The following is a 16,897-nucleotide window of genomic DNA, read 5'->3' as shown; positions in this document are numbered from 1 at the left end:
GCGCGTCCGTAGCGTCGAGGTCATGACGCAGACAGAACATGCCGGGGTCTTCACGGGGGCGGCCGTGTCCTTCACGGGAGCGGTCAAGACCTTCGGCGCGGTACGGGCCGTCGACGGTCTCGACCTGGAGATCGCGCACGGTGAGACGGTCGCGCTGCTCGGCCGCAACGGCGCGGGCAAGTCGACGGCGATATCGCTGCTGCTCGGCCTGAACGAGCCCGACGAGGGCACGGTGAAACTCTTCGGCGGGCCTCCGGAGCGGTCGGTGCGGGCGGGCAGGGTGGGGGCGTTGCTCCAGGAGGCGCGGGCGGTGCCCCGGGTCACCGTGCGCGAGCTGGTCTCCTTCGTGGCCGGCCGCTACCCCGCCCCGCTCCCCGTCGACCAGGCCCTGGAGCTGGCCGGGCTCGCCGAGTTGGCGGAGCGACGCGTGGACCGGCTCTCCGGCGGCCAGACACAGCGGGTGCGCTTCGCCGTCGCGCTCGCCGGAAACCCTTCCCTCATCGTGCTGGACGAGCCCACGGCCGCCCTGGACGTGGAGGCCCGCCAGTCCTTCTGGCGCTCGATACGGGCGTATGCGCGCCGCGGCCACACCGTCCTGTTCTCCACGCACCACCTGGCGGAAGCGGACGCGTATGCCGACCGGATCCTCGTCGTCGACCACGGCCGGATCGTCGCGGACGGCTCGGGCGAGCAATTGAAACGGGCGGTCGGCGGCAGTGTCGTGGCGATGGATGTGCCGTCCGGCGTGGATCTGGAATCGCTGCCCGGGGTGCGGTCGGTGGAGGTGCGCGGGGGCCGGGCGCGGCTGCGCACCGACGACTCGGACGCGACGGTCGTCGCGCTGGCGGCGCTGGGCGCGGTCCGTCGGCTGGAGGTGGCGCCGGCGTCGCTGGAGGACGCGTTCCTGACGCTGACCTCGAACTCGTCCTCGGCGTCGGCGTCGACCTCGACCTCGCGTGTCGCGGAGGCGGTGTGATGTCCGCGATCTCGGACTATCTGCGGCTCGAAGTGCGCCGGACCCTGCGCGACCGGGGGTTTGTGATCGGCGGGATCGCGATGCCGGTGATGATGTACCTGCTGTTCACCAACCTCGGTGCGAACGACGGGAGTTGGAAGGCCCAGTCGATGGTCGGGATGGCCGCGTACGGCGCGCTCGGCTCGGCCCTGAACACCGGTGGCGGGGTCGCCGAGGACCGGGCGATCGGCTGGCTGCGGCAGCTGAGGGTGACCCCGATGAGCCCGCGCGAGGTCGTGATCGGCCGGGCGCTGACCGGCTCGGTGACGGTGCTCCCGGCGATCGTCGCGGTCCTCGCGGCCGGCGGCCTGGTCAACGGCGTCCGGCTCGCCGTATGGCAGTGGGCGGCGATCGCGGTGCTGCTGTGGCTGGGGTCGGTGCCGTTCACGCTGCTGGGTCTCGGCAACGGCTACGGGCTGACCGCGCAGACCACGGGCGTGGCGAACATGCTGTGCAACCTGGGCCTCTCGGTGGTCGGAGGCCTGTGGTTCCCGGTCGCGCTGTTCCCCGACTGGCTGCGCTCCCTGTCGACGTACACCCCCTCCAACCGCTTCGCCCAGCTCGGCAGGTCGGTCGCCGAGGGGCACGCTCCTGCGGCCGCCGCGATTCTGGTGCTGGGAGTCTGGCTGCTGGCCTTCGGTTCGTACGCTGTGTTGTCGTACCGGCGCAACGCCGGGACCGTCTGATCGGGGGCAGGACATGTCCTGGTTGCGGAAGATCTCGTGCGACGCCGAGTACAAGGCCGCCCGCAAGGACGGGAAGGTCGCTGCGAACGTGGGCCCGCCGCCCACCGGCTTCAGCCTCCTGCCGTGGCTGTTCATGGGAATGGGCTCCTTCTCCAACCTCTTCCAGGGTGAGACCTCGAACCCGTTGATCGCGGGCCTTGGGCTGCTCACCTTCAACTCCCTCTACATCTACGTGGCGTTCCGCGCCTTCCGGCGGGAGACCCGTGAGGCGACCTCCACCCGGGTGGCCCTGGTCCTGATGGGCCTGGTGACCTGCGGTCTGGCCATCGGCTACGGCGACACCTGGCTGCTCTTCTTCCCCCTGTTCGGCCTCGCGACCGGTGCGGTCGTACGGATGCCGCACCTGCGCTGGGCCGGCGCGATCGTGGCCGTGCTGTCCGGCGTGGTGTCCGTCATCCGTGACGGCTGGGGCGGTCTCGACATCGCCTACGCCACGTGGATCTCGACGATGGTGACGGCGGCGATCCTGTCCCTGTCCGAGGCGGTACGAGAACTGCGCGCCGCCCGCGAGGAGTTGGCCCGCCGTGCCGTCGAGGAGGAACGCCTGCGCTTCTCCCGCGACCTGCACGATCTGCTGGGCCACACGCTCTCCGTGATCGTGGTCAAGTCGGAGGCGGCCCGCCGACTGGCGCCCCGCGACATCGACGCGGCCCTCCTCCAGGTCGGCGACATCGAGTCCGTGGGCCGCCAGGCCCTGACCGAGATCCGCGAGGCGGTCACGGGCTACCGGGAGGGCAGCCTCACCACGGAACTGGACCGGGCCCGCTCCGCCCTCTCCGCAGCGAACATCGACTCCACGGTCCACCGCTCCGGCCCCCCTCTTCCCCCACGGACCGAGGCCCTGCTGGGCTGGGTGGTACGCGAGGCGGTCACCAATGTCGTACGGCACTCCGACGCGGCCCGCTGCGAGATCACGGTGTCGGGGGCGACGGAGCGGGTTCGGCTCACGGTGACGGACGACGGGACGGGGACGGACGACGTGACGGGGACGGGGATGGTCGGGCGCAACCTCCTGGAGGGTGTCGGCGGCACCGGTCTCAAAGGGCTGACCGAACGCCTCGCCACAGCGGGCGGCTCCCTCACGGCCGGGCCGGGATCTCGCGGGGGCTTCACGGTGACCGCGGTGTTGCCGGTGGACGCGACGGCCGTGCCACAACCGATACCGGCGGAGCAGCTCGCGTGACCGATGGGCGCCCTACCGTTGGCCCGTGAACGAGATGCCCCGCGATCATCGCCCAGCCAAGTCCATCCGCGTCCTCCTCGCCGAGGACCAGGGCATGATGCGCGGCGCCCTCGCCCTGCTGCTCGGGATGGAACCGGACATCGAGGTCGTGGCCCAGGTGTCGGCCGGGGACGTGATCGTGGACGCGGCGCTTGTCCACCGTCCCGACGTCGCCCTCCTCGACATCGAGCTCCCGGGCAAGAGCGGCCTGGACGCCGCCGCCGAGCTGCGCGACCAGGTGCCGGACTGCCGGGTGCTGATCCTCACGACCTTCGGCCGTCCCGGATACCTGCGGCGGGCCATGGAGGCGGGCGCCGCCGGATTCCTGGTGAAGGACGGCCCCGTGGAGGAACTGGCCGCCTGCATCCGCCGGGTGCTCACCGGGGAGACGGTGATCGACCCGGCCCTCGCCGCCGCCGCGCTCAGCGCCGGCCCCAATCCGCTCACCCCCCGTGAGTGCGACGTCCTCAAGGCCTCCGCGGACGGCGCGACGGTCGCCGACATCGCCACCTCGCTCCACCTCTCCGAGTCCACGGTCCGCAACTACCTCTCCGCCGCGATCGGCAAGACGGGCACCAGAAACCGGATGGAGGCACTGCGGGAGGCCCGCCGGCAGGGGTGGCTCTGACCCGCCTCATCTCACGGACTCCCTCCGGAACAACGCCGTCCACAAGAACTCCTCCCCGAACCACTCCGACCCCTCCGGTTCGTCCCGCATCCGGCGCAGCTCGACCTCGGTCAGGTCCGAGAAGATCCGGCGCAGGGACTCGTCGGTGTAGGCGAGCCCGCCGTGCAGTCGGGCCTCGCGGTAGAAGTCGGCGTCGGACAGCTCGGAACCCATCTCGCCCGCCGCGAAGCAGGTGAGGGCGAAGTGGCCGCCGGAGGCGAGGACTTGGTCGAGCAGGGCCAGGTAGCTGACCCGTCGGTGCGGCGGCAGATGGTGGAAGCAGCCGGAGTCGTAGACCAGGTCGTACGGTCCCGCCAGTTCCTTGCCGGCGAGGGCGAAGGCGTCCCCGCAGTGGAACGTGGCCTGGATCCCCTCGTCACGGCACCGCTCCCGCGCCCAGTCGACGGCCGCCGGCGACAGGTCCACGGCGTCCACCTCGAAGCCGTGCGCGGCGAGGTGAACCGTGTTGCGGCCGGGACCGCAGCCCAGGTCGAGCGCACGGCCACCCGCGGTGATCAGCCCGCGGTCGAGATACGCCACCAGGTTTTCGTCCGGTTTCGCCACGAAGAACGGCACCGGCCTGGAGCGGTCCGCGTAGAACCCGTCCCACCATGCGGCGCCCCGGCCCGTCCACCGGTCGGCGTCCGGCGCGAACAGGCCGTCCAGCAGCCGGAGTACGTCCTCCACGGTGCGTATGTTCCGGTCCATCCGGGTCCACCTCCTTGGCCGTCCGGTGATCGTAGATCGGAGCAGGCGACCACTCCCCTCCGACGTCGGTGGTCGTGCCGTTCTTCCAGGTGCAGGTGACGCGCTGGACGGTCGGGGCGAATCAAAGGAGTCCATGGGCCACGCGAACCGTTGCCTCGGACGAGCGCGATTTTCTCTCAGCGCCCGGATTTCCTCCCCGGCAGCCACACCATCATCAGCACCGCCCCCGCCACCAGCACCCCCGCGCTCACCCGGAACGCCAGCGCGTACCCCTCCGTCAGCGCCTGAGGCGCAACGCTCCCCGCCGAACGCGCCGCCGCGATCGTCGACATGACCGCGAGCCCCAGCGAACCCCCCATCGTCCGCGAGGTGTTGACCAGCCCGGAGACCAGTCCGGCCTCACCGGGCGCCGCCCCCGACGTGGCCAGCGAGGCGAGCGGCGTGATCGCGAGGCCCGCGCCCAGCATCATCAGGATTCCCGGGAGCATGATGGCGGTGACGTACGGCCCGTCCGTGGTCAGTGTCGACTGCCAGCCGAACCCGGCGGCTGCCACCAGCGTGCCCAGGACGGCCAGGCTGCGCGCCCCGATCACGGGCATGAAGCGGGGCGCGAGCTTCGAGCCGAGGACCACGGCCAGGGAGGTCGGCACCAGCGCGAGCCCGGCCTCCAGCGGGGAGTAGCCCCGTACGTTCTGCGCGTACAGCGTCATGAAGAACCACATGCCGAACATCGCCGAGCCACTCAGGAACATCGCCACGTTCGACGCGGCCACCGACCGCACCCGGAGCAGTCCGAGCGGCATCAGCGGAGCCGCCGTACGCGCCTCGACGACGAGGAACAGCCCGATGAGCGCGAGCCCGGCGAGCAGCGGGACGAGGGTGGCCGACGCCGTCCAGCCCTCGGCCTCGGTCTGCGAGATGCCGTACGCCAGACTCGCCAGCCCTCCGGTCACCAGCAGCGCGCCGGGCAGGTCGAGGCGCCGCCCGTCCCCGGCCCGGCTCTCCGCCAGCCACCGCAGGGAACCGAGCAGCACCACCGCGCCCACCGGCACATTGATCAGCAGCACCCACCGCCACGACAGGGCGTCAACCAGCACCCCGCCGACGAGACCGCCCGCCGCTCCCCCGCCCGCGCCGACCGCGGTCCAGGTCGCGATCGCCCGCGCCCGCGCCGGCCCTTCCGGCACCGCCGAGGTCACGATCGTCAGCGTCGCGGGCGCCAGCACCGCCGCGCCCAGGCCTTGCACGGCCCGCGCCACCAGTAGTTGCCACTCCTCCTGGGCCAGTCCGCCGCCGAGGGAGGCCAGCGTGAACAGGCCGAGCCCCGCCAGGAACATCCGCTTGCGGCCGTACAGATCACCGGCCCGCCCGCCGAGCAGCATGAAACCGGCGAAGGCGATCGCGTAGGCGTTCACCACCCACTGCAGACCGGGAGCGCTCAGCCCCAGGTCGGCCCGCATCGAGGGCAACGCCACGTTCACGACGGAGACGTCGAGCACGACGAGGAACTGCCCGGCACACGCGAGCGCCACCAGCAGCCAGGCGGGAGGCGCGGTACGGCTGGATATGGGGGTGGTGTCAGCGGCTCGGAGCATGGGCGTCATGCTCTCAACCGGGTTACGCACCTTGCATCGGGATTTCGCGCCACCCGTCCCTCGGTCATAGGTCGTAGGACCGCGGTTGTCGCACCTCGTGGGCACCGCTGATGGGCGATCAGATCGTCATGGGTCGGTCAAGATTTCGTTAGTACGCCAAAGCATCGGAATAGTTGCCCGGGCACACCGGGTTCATGATGCACATGAACCCAACGCCGACCGACCGGCCCACCCCGAGAGCCGGCCGAGCCGTCGTCCCGGTGCTCGCCTTCGCGGGCATCGTGGTCGCGGTGATGCAGACCCTGCTCGTCCCGGTCATCAAGGACCTGCCGCAGCTGCTCGACACCTCACCCAGCAACGCCACCTGGGTCCTGACCTCGACGCTTCTCTCGGGAGCCGTGGCCACGCCGATCATGGGCCGGCTCGGTGACCTGTTCGGCAAGCGGCGGATGCTGATCCTCAGCCTGGCCGTGATGGTGGTCGGCGCGCTGATCAGCGCCGTCACCAGCGACCTGCTTCCGATGATCGTCGGCCGTACGCTCCAGGGCTTCGCGATGGGCGCGATCCCGCTCGGCATCGGCCTGATGCGCGACATGCTGCCCCGCGAGAAGCTCGGTTCGGCGATGGCCCTGATGAGCTCCTCGATCGGCGTCGGCGGCGGCCTCGCGCTGCCCGCCGCGGCCCTGGTCGCCCAGCACACGAACTGGCACGCCCTCTTCTACGGCGCCGCCGGCCTCGGTGTCCTCTCGATCGTCCTCACCCTCCTCGTCGTACCCGAGTCCCCGATGCGCGCCAAGGGCTCCTTCGACCTGCCGGGCGCGTTCGGTCTCTCCCTCGGCCTGGTCCTCTTCCTGCTCCCCATCACCAAGGGCAGCGACTGGGGCTGGACGTCCGGCACCACACTCGGCCTGTTCGCGGGCGCCGCCGTCGTCCTGCTCCTGTGGGGCGTCTATGAGCTGCGCACCGCGGCCCCCCTGGTCGACCTGCGCACCACCGCCCGCCCGGCCGTCCTCTTCACCAACCTGGCGTCGATCATGGTGGGTGTCTCCTTCTACGTCGTCTCGCTCGTCCTTCCCCAGCTGCTCCAGCTCCCGAAGGCCACCGGCTACGGCCTCGGCCAGTCGATGGTCGTAGCGGGACTGCTCGTGGCCCCGCTCGGCCTGACGATGATGTTCACGGCCCCCGTCTACGCCCGCCTCTCGGCGAAGTACGGCCCCAAGACCACCCTCATCCTCGGCATGCTGATCATCGGGATCGGCTACGGCGCCGGGCTCGGTCTGATGAGCGCCGCCTGGCAGTCACTGGTCATCGCGGTGATCCTGGGCGCGGGCATCGGCCTCGCGTACTCCTCGCTCCCCGCGCTGATCGTCGGCGCGGTCCCGGCCTCGGAGACGGGCGCCGCGAACGGCCTCAACACCCTGATGCGTTCCATCGGTACGTCGGTGTCGAGCGCCGTGATCGGCATGGTGCTCGCCAACACCGCGAACAACGTGAACGGCGTCGCCGTCCCGACCATGCACGGCTTCCGGGTCTCCTTCCTGATCGCCACGGGCGCCGTGGCCGTCGGCCTGCTGATGGCCCTGTTCCTGCCCAAGCCGAACCGCGCGCCCCAACTGCGCGCGAGCAGCGAGGAGGAGGAGAACCTGGCCCGCGCCGAGGAGGCACTGCGCGGCTTCCGCGGCCGGGTCCTGGACGCCGAGGGCACTCCGGTCGCCCGCGCGAAGGTGACGCTGATCGACCGCCGGGGCCGGCAGGCGGGCGCGACGCTCTCCGCCGACGACGGCAGCTACGCCCTGACCGTCCCCACCCAGGGCGCGTACGTCCTCGCCGCCCGCGCCACCGGCCACGGCCCGCTCGCCTCGTCCGCGACCCACGCGGGCGACGAGCGCCCGGTCGACGTGGACCTTGCGCTGCCGGGTGAGACCGTCTCCGCACCCTGAGCAATCCGAACCCTGCGTGGGTCAGCCGTCTTGGCCCTGCGGTCCGACGAACTGCATGTCCAGGTGAAGCTTGACGACATCGCCGAGGAGCCCGGTGCCGAAGTCCAGCCCGAAGTCGCTGCGCCGGATCTCACCCGTCGCCTCGAACCCGGCGTGCTTCCTCTGGTCCACAGGGTGGTCCACCACCCCGCCGAACTCGACAGCGAGCGTGACCGGGCGGGTCACGTCCCCGATGGCCAGGTCCCCCTCCATCGTCCAGTCCTCGCCCTCTCCGGACACCCGAGTCGAGCGGAACGTCATCGTCGGCCGCTTCTCCACATCGAGCAGCTCGGCGGAGCGGGTGTGCGCGTCGCGGTCGGAGTTCCCGGTGTCGATGGAGGCGAGCGCGATCTCGGCGCTCACCCGCACATCGTGGACGGCCTCACCGACGTACAGCCCGGTCTCGAACTCGGTGAAACGGCCGCGCACCTTGGCGATCCCGAGGTGACGGATGGTGAAGTTGACCGCCGAGTGAAGGGGGTCGAGTTCCCAGTCACCCGGGGAGAGGGGCAGCGCGGCGACGGAAGCGGCGGTGATGTTCGCGGAGTTGTCATTGCTCATGGCTTCATCGTGCGAGCCCCGAGGCGGGTGAGAGAGGCCGGGCGAAGGGTAGTAGTGGCAGGGCCATCCTCCGCGACGGCACGCGTTGTACGGTTCGACAGGTGAACGACAACGAGTTGGGCACCTTCCTGCGCGCCCGCCGTGAAGCTGTCACACCCGCCGAGGTGGACCTGCCCACGGGCCTGCGCCGCCGCACGCCGGGGCTTCGCCGGGCCGAGCTCGCCACGCTCGCCGGCATCAGCGTCGAGTACCTCACCCGGCTCGAACAGGGCCGCGATCGCAACCCCTCGCCCCAGGTCCTCGGCGCCCTCGGCGACGCCCTGCGCCTGCGGCATGCGGACCGTCTCCTGTTGCACCGGCTGGCCAAGGACCACGGCGATGCCAAGGCGGTGTGTCAGTCGGTCACCGTGCCGCCGGTACGCACGGTGCGTGCCACCGTCCAGGCCCTTCTCGACCGCCTGGAGCCCGCACCGGCCGTCCTGCTCAACTGGATCGGTGACATCGTGGCCTGCACCCAGGGCTATGAGCGGTATGCCCGCCCGCTCGGCCTGCTCGACGGCGACCCGCCCAACATGGTGCGCTATCTGTTCACCGATGCCCGGGCACGCGCGGTGTATCCGGGATGGGACAGGCTGGCCGACGAGCAGGTCGCCCATCTGCGCGATGAAGCCTCGCCGCACGACCCTCATGTAGCCGCCCTGGCGGAGGAGTTGACCGCGACGGTGGGGGCGCCGTTCAGCGACCGGCTCGCCGTTCCGGCCCTGCCCACCCGATTCGGGACCGAGGTCGTCGACCACCCTGAGGCGGGCCGCCTCCGCCTGTCGTACGAGACGCTCACGCTCTCGGACGAGGGTCAGCGCCTGGTCGTGCACCTCCCGGCCGACGAGGCCACGGCCACCGCGCTCGACCGTCTCAACGGCCGCAGGCCCGGAGCGCTGCGGGCGGTGAGCGGCTGACGCCACGTGTTCGCCCCGGCCCCGTCGCCGTCTGTCACGCCGCTCAGTCGTTCACCCAGCTCATCAGCTTGCGGAGTTACTCGCCTCCACCTTGCCGCCGACCGCGAATGCCGCGGTCCACGCCGAAAGCGACAGCCCCCGCTGCTCCAGCCCCAGGTCAGCCGTCCCCCGCATCCGGCTCCGGCGCCGCAACAGCCGCCGGACCGGCGCGGAGCATGGCCCTGTAGAGGGCGTCGTGCCCAGGCGAGGCGGGCAGGGGGGCGCGGGCCGGGGCTTCGAAGGACTGAACCAGCAGGGCGACGACGCGACGCCAGGCGTCGGGGGCGGCGTCGCCGGTGGCGTTGACGACACCGGCGTTGGCCATGTGCAGCAGCACCAGGTCCGAGGAGTCGAAGTCCTCGCGCAGCCGGCCCGTCGCCTTGGCCCGGCTGATGAGTTCGACCATCCCCTCGTAGGCCTCGTTGCGGCGCCGCTCCAGAGCCTTGGCGGTGGGGAAGGTCGTGGTCAGGACGTCGGCGAAGCCGCTGTCGGCAGCCTGCATCGCACAGGCGGCCTCGATGTAGCCGACGAACCCGTGCCAGGGGTCCGGGTCCTCCAGGGCGACGGCGACCGCGTCGGCGTAGGCGTCCATGCGGTCGATGAAGACGGCGTCGACCAGCTCCTCCTTCGTGGGGAAGCGGCGGAACATGGTGGCGATTCCCACCCCCGCCTCACGGGCCACGGAGGCCATCGAGGCACCCAGACCGTCACGCGCGAACACCTTGCGCGCAGCGACGGTGATCCGCTCACGGTTGCGCTCGGCGTCGCTGCGCAGAGGCTGGGCGGCAGGACCGTCGGGATGCTGGGCGGCAGGGGTCATACCGGGGAGTCTAGCAATCGGATTGCCCTATCCATTTTTGGCGGTACGGTGGCGGCAGCAAACCGGAGTGGCCTATCCGGATCTTGATATGGATAGGGCTATCCGGATGATGTTCCTCCTTCGACCAGTTTTTTGGAAAGGATCGCTGTGACCAGCATCGCCATCGTCGGAGCCGGCCCCCAGATGGGCCTGGCCATCGCCCGTACCTTCGGCTCCCAGGGCTTCGACGTCGCCCTGATCTCCCGTAACCGCGAGAAGCTCGACGGTCTTGTCGGCAAGCTCGCCGCCGACGGCATCACCGCCGCCGCGTTCCCCGCGGACGTGCTCGACCGCGACGCGCTCACCCAGGCGCTCAAGGACGCCGCCACGCGGTTCGGCGGGATCGACGTCCTGGAGTACTCCCCGGTGGGGTCGTTCGGTGTCACCACGCTGACCGCTCCGGCCGGGACCGAGCCGTCTCATGTGGAGTTCGAGATGAACTTCCAGCTCTACGGAGCCATCACCGCCACCAAGGCGGTACTGCCGGCGATGCGGGAGACCGGCGCGGGCACCCTGCTCTACACCACCGGCGCCGGCTCGATCTGGCCCGACCCGCGCGTCGCCAACGTCAACGCCGCCGCCGCGGCGCTGCGCAACTGGGCGATGAACCTGCACAAGGAGCTGGACGGCACCGGTATCCAGGCCGCCCACGTCGGCATCGACTCATCGATCGGCGTCTCCGTCATCCCCGGCGTCGAGGCGGCCAAGCCCGAGCAGATCACCCCCCTCTACTGGGACCTGCACACCACCAAGCGCGACGAGGCCGAACTCGTCTTCCGCCTCGACGCCGAGGGCTTCCCCCGCCCCTGACACCGCGCCGACTCCGCTGACTCGGCCCCTCGCCGACCCCCGATCGCGTCGCGGCGTCCCAGCGCCGCGACTCTGAACCCAGGCACTTTCGCGAAGATCTCTTCCTCTGGAATCCACCCGGCGTTCACGATCAGAAGGGATTCGCCCCGCACCATCCATCTCTGCGATCTCCGTGTGACCGGAGATCCGCGGCACGCGCCTGACGGGGGTTCAGGACGGGAGGGGGTGGGGCGGGATGATCGGGACGCTGTTCCGGAGCGAGGACGTGCCTGCGGAGGACAGGTTCGAGCTCTGGCGGGAGCGGGTCGGCCGCACCGTCGCACCCGCCGATCTCACCAGTGACCACGCCGCCGACTACTGGGCGGAGCAGCGGCTGTTGCAGCTGGGACCGGTGACCGTGTGGCCGACGTCGTTCCTGCCGTCGCGGTTCCGCCGGAACGCGAAGATGGTGCGGCAGTCCGACCCCGAGCTGTACCACCTGAGGCTGGTGCTCGGCGGAGGGCTGGCGGTCGACCACGACGGACGGTACGACACGTACGGCCCGGGCGACCTGTACCTGGCCGACAGCTCACGGCCGGGCGACGTGCGGGCGTACAGCGACGGAGAGCGCCGCGCCTGCACGGGGGTGGGCGTGGAGGTTCCCAAGGCACTGATGCATGTGCCGCCCCACCGGGAGCTGTTGGGCAGACGACTGTCCGGGCGGGAGGGAATCGGCGCTCTGCTGACGGACTTCCTCACCGGCCTGGACCGGCAGGCGGACACCCTGCGGCCGTCCGACGCCCCGCGCCTGGGAACCGTCCTCGTCAACCTGCTGTCGGCCTGGATCGCCCAGGTGCTGGAGGCCGAACACGCCCTGCCGCCGGAGACCCGGCAGGGCGTCCTGATCACTCGCGTTCACGCGTTCATCCAGCAGAACCTGCACGACCCGAATCTGGCACCGCCCGTCATCGCCGCCGCGCACCACATCTCGCTCAGCTATCTGCACCGCCTCTTTCAGGAAGCGGCGCAGGGAGAAACCGTCGCGGCCTGCGTCCGCCGCCGCCGACTGGAGGGCGCCCGCCGCGACTTGGCGGACCCGGCCCAGCGCACCACGCCGATCCACTCGATCGCCGCCCGCTGGGGCCTGCCCCGCGCCTCCGACTTCACCCGCGCCTTCCGCGCCGCGTACGGGATGGCACCCAAGGAGTACCGGCTCCAGGCGCTCGCCGTGCGGGAGTAGATCCACCGCCAAGTCTCAGTGGACTCACAGCTAACGACGTCCCCAGGAACTGCATCGCATCCTGATCAAGTCACTGCAGGACCTTCCGACCACGGAAACAGAGAGGTTGCTCGATGTCATGCATATGAAAAACCTGCCCCGCGTCTTCGCGGCCGCCCTCGTGGCGCTGTGCGCAGTCGCTGCCACACTGGTGTACACACTCGCCTCGTCCACACCGGCGAACGCGGAGGACGACTGGAGAAACCTCCGCAACCTCAATGCGGGACGATGCCTGGCTGTGCCCAACAACAGCACGGCGGACGGCACCGGCCTGGTCCAGTGGACCTGTAGCGACAACTCCGACCAGGACTGGACGTTCACCAAGGTCGCGGGCGGAAACGGAGACCGTTACCTCGTCCGCAACCGCCACAGCCTCAAGTGCCTGGCCATGCCCAACTCAAGTGTGGCCGACGGCACACAGGCCATCCAATGGCCCTGCGACGCCACCGGCAACGAGCAGGTCTGGGTCCACGACAGCTGGAACCGGCTGCGGAACCTGAACAGTGACAAGTGCCTGGCGGTCCCCAACTCCACTACCGCCAACGGCGCCGCGATCATCCAGTGGACCTGCTCGACGAACCTGGACCAGCGCTGGGTGTGGTCCGAGGACACCTCGATCTACGCCCGTCTCTACAACATGGGCACCGGCAAGTGCCTGGCCAACCCCGGCTCCAGCTACGACAACGGCATCGCGATGATCCAGTGGGCGTGCAGCAACAGCGACAGCAACTACTGGGCGCTCCAGTCGGTGACCGGGGGCTTCCGGGTCGTCAACAAGGTGAACGGCAAGTGCCTGGCCCTCGCGGGCGCGAGTACGCAGAACGGCGCCAAGGTCGTCCAATGGCCGTGCGGCGGCGGCGACGAGCAGGTCTGGACCCGCATCAGCCTCGACCGGTTCCAGAACAAGAACAGCGGGCTGTGTCTCGCGATCCCCAGCACCAGCCCGACGGCCGGAACGGAAGCCATTCAGTGGACCTGCTCAACCAGCGTGAGCCAGCAATGGATGTGGTGACCCGCAGACGGGTATGGCCCGTCCTCCTGACCGCACTCGTCCTCACGGTCCTGTCCGGCCTGCTCCTGCCGGGCCCGGCCTCCGCCGAGGGCATCTCGGGCGAGTCGATCGTCTACGAGAACCGCGTGGGCGACGGCGACGGCACTCGTACCCCCGACATCATCAGCACGAGCGCGAACAACGCGGTCGTGGTCTGGCGTGAAGGCCTCCGGCCCGGCAACGTGGACATGGGCTACGTGCGGTACGCGTACACGACCGACGGCGGAGCCACCTGGAGCCGTCCTCGGATGCTGGCCCAGGAGACCAGTGACCACGCCTGGCACTACGTCATCCTCTACAAGGCGGGCAGCACGCTGTACGCCTACCTCGGGCGCACCCCGATAGCAGATAATGAGGGTGACGGCAAGGACGGCGACGCGAGCGACGGGATCAACCACAACGGCCTTCCGATCTCCGGCACCGTCCTCAAGCGCAGCACGGACGAGGGCCACAGCTGGCAGGACGCACCCCTCAGCCTGCCGGCCAGGAACAACCTCGTCCTCTCCGGCCGCCCGCTCCAGCGGCACAACGGGGATTACGTCATGCCGTACTGGTCGTCGGGGCGGGAGAACGGGGTGCTGATCTCCGAGGACCTGCAGAACTGGAGGGCCATGACCGGCCCAATCATCGCGGGGGCCAGCATGACGGCGGGAGAGAACCACATCGCCTACTCGCAGACGCCGGCGAATTCCAGCCGTCCGAAGGACTCGCTGGTCATGGTGGCCCGCACCGCATGGGACGGCGCCGCGACGTCCACGAGCACCGACGGCGGCGAGACCTGGAAGCCGTTCACAGAGGACAAGGCCCTGCCGAACTACAACATCGCCAGGAACTACTTCACCACCGACAGCAGCGGCCAATATCTGTACATCTACAACACCGGTGAGGGCATACACAAGCGTGACATCCTGAACTACAAGACCAGACGCCCCGGCGGGGACTGGAGCAACGCCAAGTTCTTCGCCAACGGCGGGGACCCCACGATTCAGCCCGACGGCGAGGGCTGGGACAACTACCCCATGGCCCACGAGTACGCCCCGGGCAAGTTCTGGGTCGTCTGGGAGTTCGACACCACCCAGATCAAGACGAACAAGCTCGATATTTCCGACGCCCCCTGATCCACCCCGCCACACCGCCGTACCCCCTGTCGCCCGCCGACCAGGGGGTACGGCAGCATGGGGCGCCGAGACGTTCGTACGACGGAAGGTCCCCGCCCATGACCGCGGCGCCCAAGCCCGAGATCCTGGCCGCGTTCGAGGCGGCGAAGGGGTTCATGCCCACGGGTGAGGGCCTGGCCCTGTACGCGGCGGCCGTAGAGGCCGGGCAGCTCGGACTGCCGCTCCTCGAGGTCGGCACATACTGCGGGCGCTCCACGATCCTGCTCGCCGACGCGGCCCGCGAGGCGGGAGTGACGGCGATCACCGTCGACCACCACCGAGGCAGCGAGGAGCAGCAGCCCGGCTGGGACTACCACGACCCGGAGACGGTCGACCCCGAGCTGGGGGTGATGGACACGCTGCCCACCTTCCGCCGCACCCTGCACCGCGCCGGACTGGAGGAGCACGTCGTCGCCCTGGTCGGCCGCTCCCCGCAGATCGCGCAGATCTGGAACTCCCCGCTCGGCCTCGTCTTCATCGACGGCGGCCACACCGACGAGCACGCGGGCGCCGACTACGAGGGCTGGGTCCCCCATGTGGCCGAGGGCGGCCTGCTGCTGATCCACGACGTGTTCCCGGACCCGAAGGACGAGTTCACCGGCCAGGCCCCGTACCGCGTCTACCTCCGGGCTCTCGCGTCCGGCGCCTTCACGGAGGTCTCGGTGACCGACTCGCTGCGCGTGCTGCGGCGAACGGGAGCAGGGATCTGAGGGCCCGGTTAGAGTCGCAGACGTGTCGTACGTAGGCCCTGACTTCGAACCGCCCCGCCCCCGCCGCTCCCGGCGCGGGCCCCTGACCGTCGCTGTTGCCGCGCTCGTGCCGGGTGCGCTGTTGGGGTGGCTGGTGTATGAGGCGGTCGGCGGTACGGGGGGTGGCGGCGAGGACGACCGGCCGCAGGGGTCCTCGACGAGCGCGCCGGCCGCCGCTCCCCCGGCCGCGGATACCTCCTCCCCGACCGAGGACGGCAAGGAGCCGAGCCCGACCCCCACGCCCGCCGGCTCCTCCGGGCCCCTCGCGGGCAAGGTCGTCGTCATCGACCCCGGCCACAACCCCGGCAACTTCCAGCACACGTCCGAGATCAACCGCAAGGTGGATATCGGGACGAGCATGAAGGAGTGCGACACTACGGGCACTTCCACCAACGCCGGTTACACGGAAGCCGAGTTCACGCTCGACGTGGCCCACCGCATGCGGACGATCCTGCAAGCACAGGGCGCCACAGTGAAGTTGACCCAGGACGCCGACCGGCCCTACGGCCCCTGCATCGACGAACGCGCCCGCATCGGCAACGACGCCCGCGCCGACGCCGTCGTCTCCGTCCACGCGGACGGCTCCGGAACCGGCAACCGCGGCTTCCACGTGATCCTGCCGGGCTCGGTCGACGCCGGTGCCGCCGACACCCGCCCCATCGTCGTCCCCTCACGCGACCTCGGTGAGCGCATCGCGGGCAACTTCGTGCGCTTCACGGGCAGTGCGCCCTCCAACTACGTCGGCGACGGCACCGGACTCGTCACGCGTAAGGACCTTGGCGGTCTCAATCTGTCAACGGTTCCCAAGGTGTTCATCGAGTGCGGCAACATGCGCGATAGCAAGGACGAGGCGCTGCTCACCAGCGGCGCGTGGCGGCAGAAAGCGGCGCAGGGGATCTCTGAGGGGATTGTGAGTTTCCTGCGGGGGTAGTGCTCAGCGGGCTGATCCCTGCGGACACCCTGGTCGGGCGGACGATAGTGTCGTCCTTACGATGAGGGGCCACCCCCGCGCTTCACACCGGGGCCTTAAGGCGACATGGTGACAGCGACGCCTCTACTTACGACGAGACGACCTACGAAGGACCTGAAGTGAATATCCGCTCCCTCACTCGAGGCGACGGCGTGGTGATCGGAGCAGCGGTGTTGCTCTTCATCGCGTCGTTCCTCAGCTTCTACACGGCCGAAGGTGTCTCCGACACCCCGAACGCGTGGGAAAGCCTCTACACCGGCATGGGCGTCTACCTGGGCGGAGTCGTCGGCGCCGCCTTGATCGTCGTCAACCGTGTCCTGCCGCAGCCGCGCAAGGTCGCCGGCCTGGACCTCGGGACGGTCGGCGCAGCCTTCTCGGTCTTCGTTACGTGGATGCTGCTCTGGTTCCTGATGGACGTTCCCGAGAACATCGAGGCCGGATCCGGTCTCATCCTCGGCTTCATTGCGGCCCTCGTCCTCGTCACCGGCCCCTTCCGCCACAACTCCAGCCGCTCGGCGATCCGTTCGCGCGGCCCGACGAGGGAGATCTCGTCGG

At 70.1% G+C, this 16,897-nt stretch carries 16 protein-coding genes and 1 pseudogene; 13 read left to right on the top strand and 4 right to left on the bottom strand.

The features are described from left to right. The first annotated feature begins 22 nt into the window (after positions 1-22). Genes ACTWQO_RS33895 through ACTWQO_RS33880 form a run of 4 tightly spaced genes read left to right on the top strand, consistent with a single transcriptional unit; the run spans position 23 to position 3,611 of the window. Complete coding sequence (locus ACTWQO_RS33895) at positions 23-976, top strand: ABC transporter ATP-binding protein (RefSeq protein WP_443241203.1); 954 nt, start codon at positions 23-25, stop codon at positions 974-976. Positions 977-984: 8 nt separating this feature from the next. Then, positions 985-1,701 carry an ABC transporter permease gene (locus ACTWQO_RS33890; RefSeq protein WP_443241271.1) on the top strand — a complete coding sequence of 239 codons (717 nt, stop codon included), beginning with the start codon at positions 985-987 and terminating at the stop codon, positions 1,699-1,701. A gap of 13 nt (positions 1,702-1,714) precedes the next feature. Next, a complete protein-coding gene (locus ACTWQO_RS33885) occupies positions 1,715-2,944 on the top strand; it encodes a sensor histidine kinase (RefSeq protein ID WP_443241202.1) in 1,230 nt (409 codons plus the stop codon). Positions 2,945-2,978: 34 nt separating this feature from the next. Then, positions 2,979-3,611, top strand: a complete 633-nt coding sequence (locus ACTWQO_RS33880) for a response regulator (protein ID WP_443241270.1) — start codon at positions 2,979-2,981, stop codon at positions 3,609-3,611. Positions 3,612-3,617: 6 nt separating this feature from the next. Here ACTWQO_RS33880 and ACTWQO_RS33875 read toward each other — a convergent pair whose 3' ends face one another. Both ACTWQO_RS33875 and ACTWQO_RS33870 read right to left on the bottom strand, forming a co-directional pair. Beyond that, positions 3,618-4,358 (bottom strand): class I SAM-dependent methyltransferase, encoded by a 741-nt coding sequence (locus tag ACTWQO_RS33875; RefSeq protein ID WP_443241201.1) that lies wholly within the window; start codon positions 4,356-4,358, stop codon positions 3,618-3,620. A 176-nt stretch (positions 4,359-4,534) separates the two neighbouring features. Continuing rightward, the gene (locus ACTWQO_RS33870) at positions 4,535-5,953 is read right to left on the bottom strand and encodes an MFS transporter (RefSeq protein WP_443241200.1); all 1,419 of its coding nucleotides are present in this window, start codon (positions 5,951-5,953) and stop codon (positions 4,535-4,537) included. A gap of 203 nt (positions 5,954-6,156) precedes the next feature. On the opposite strand from ACTWQO_RS33870, the gene ACTWQO_RS33865 reads away from it, so the two are divergent. Then, positions 6,157-7,893, top strand: a complete 1,737-nt coding sequence (locus tag ACTWQO_RS33865) for an MFS transporter (RefSeq protein ID WP_443241199.1) — start codon at positions 6,157-6,159, stop codon at positions 7,891-7,893. A gap of 21 nt (positions 7,894-7,914) precedes the next feature. Here the strand turns inward: ACTWQO_RS33865 and ACTWQO_RS33860 are convergent, their stop codons facing one another. Next, complete coding sequence (locus ACTWQO_RS33860; RefSeq protein WP_443241198.1) at positions 7,915-8,493, bottom strand: YceI family protein; 579 nt, start codon at positions 8,491-8,493, stop codon at positions 7,915-7,917. 101 nt (positions 8,494-8,594) lie between these two features. Between ACTWQO_RS33860 and ACTWQO_RS33855 the strand changes: the two genes are divergently transcribed. After that, entirely contained in the window at positions 8,595-9,449 is an 855-nt protein-coding gene (locus ACTWQO_RS33855; RefSeq protein WP_443241197.1) for a helix-turn-helix domain-containing protein, read from the top strand. Positions 9,450-9,606: 157 nt separating this feature from the next. On the opposite strand, the gene ACTWQO_RS33850 is transcribed toward ACTWQO_RS33855, so the two are convergent. Beyond that, a complete protein-coding gene (locus ACTWQO_RS33850) occupies positions 9,607-10,308 on the bottom strand; it encodes a TetR/AcrR family transcriptional regulator (protein ID WP_443241196.1) in 702 nt (233 codons plus the stop codon). 147 nt (positions 10,309-10,455) lie between these two features. Here ACTWQO_RS33850 and ACTWQO_RS33845 point away from each other — a divergent pair, with 147 nt between their 5' ends. The 7 genes and pseudogenes from ACTWQO_RS33845 to ACTWQO_RS33815 form a co-directional block, all read left to right on the top strand. Further along, positions 10,456-11,157 (top strand): SDR family NAD(P)-dependent oxidoreductase, encoded by a 702-nt coding sequence (locus tag ACTWQO_RS33845; protein ID WP_443241195.1) that lies wholly within the window; start codon positions 10,456-10,458, stop codon positions 11,155-11,157. 235 nt (positions 11,158-11,392) lie between these two features. Continuing rightward, on the top strand, positions 11,393-12,376 hold the full coding sequence (locus ACTWQO_RS33840; RefSeq protein WP_443241194.1) for an AraC-like ligand-binding domain-containing protein: 984 nt from the start codon (positions 11,393-11,395) through the stop codon (positions 12,374-12,376). Positions 12,377-12,494: 118 nt separating this feature from the next. Then, entirely contained in the window at positions 12,495-13,427 is a 933-nt protein-coding gene (locus tag ACTWQO_RS33835; RefSeq protein ID WP_443241193.1) for an RICIN domain-containing protein, read from the top strand. Continuing rightward, positions 13,424-14,584 (top strand): exo-alpha-sialidase, encoded by a 1,161-nt coding sequence (locus ACTWQO_RS33830; RefSeq protein WP_443241192.1) that lies wholly within the window; start codon positions 13,424-13,426, stop codon positions 14,582-14,584. Before ACTWQO_RS33835 ends, ACTWQO_RS33830 begins: the two co-directional genes overlap by 4 nt. A 98-nt stretch (positions 14,585-14,682) precedes the next feature. Beyond that, positions 14,683-15,333: a class I SAM-dependent methyltransferase gene (locus ACTWQO_RS33825; protein ID WP_443241191.1), complete on the top strand. Its 651-nt coding sequence runs from the start codon at positions 14,683-14,685 to the stop codon at positions 15,331-15,333. A gap of 22 nt (positions 15,334-15,355) precedes the next feature. Then, entirely contained in the window at positions 15,356-16,303 is a 948-nt protein-coding gene (locus ACTWQO_RS33820; RefSeq protein ID WP_443241190.1) for an N-acetylmuramoyl-L-alanine amidase, read from the top strand. Positions 16,304-16,461: 158 nt separating this feature from the next. Then, a pseudogene (locus ACTWQO_RS33815) lies at positions 16,462-16,897 on the top strand (hypothetical protein); the annotation flags it as partial.

Source organism: Streptomyces sp. 4N124 (assembly GCF_052245395.1).
GTDB lineage: Bacteria > Actinomycetota > Actinomycetes > Streptomycetales > Streptomycetaceae > Streptomyces.
Note: the sequence above shows the minus strand (reverse complement) of the source record. Positions and strands in the feature narration are given on the sequence as shown.